The sequence below is a fragment of the Corallococcus sp. 4LFB genome, from assembly GCF_046520365.1.
Lineage (GTDB): Bacteria > Myxococcota > Myxococcia > Myxococcales > Myxococcaceae > Corallococcus > Corallococcus caeni.
Genome location: NZ_JBKGHJ010001270.1, coordinates 1 through 368, shown reverse-complemented (window position 1 = coordinate 368; position 368 = coordinate 1). Strand labels below are relative to the sequence as shown.

The following is a 368-nucleotide window of genomic DNA, read 5'->3' as shown; positions in this document are numbered from 1 at the left end:
TGCCGCCGCTCACCAGCGGCGCGAAGACTTCGAAGACGGAGAGGTCGAAGTTCAGTGACGTCGCCGCAAGCACGCCCTTCAACTGCTCTGCCTTGAAGGTGCTCGTGGCCCACTTCAGGAACGCCACCGCGCTGGCGTGTGTGACCGCGACGCCCTTCGGACGGCCCGTGCTTCCTGATGTGTACAGCACATACGCCAGTTGCCGAGGCTCCGTCCTGGTGGCCGGTGCCTCCTCCGGGTACGCGGCCAGTACCGCCGCATCCGTGTCGAGCCGCACGCGCTGGCCGGCGTACTCCGGCAGTAGGTTCTCCAAGCTCGCCTGCGTGATGACGACAGGCGCACCCGTGCCTTCCAGCATGTAGGCCAGT

General features: G+C 66.6%; 1 protein-coding gene. It reads right to left on the bottom strand.

The window, feature by feature from the left end; translation table 11 throughout:
* Positions 1–358 (bottom strand): AMP-binding protein (locus ACLEQD_RS45275; protein WP_410392053.1); only part of this gene is annotated, 358 nt, incomplete at its 3' end.
* Positions 359–368 lie beyond the last annotated feature (10 nt).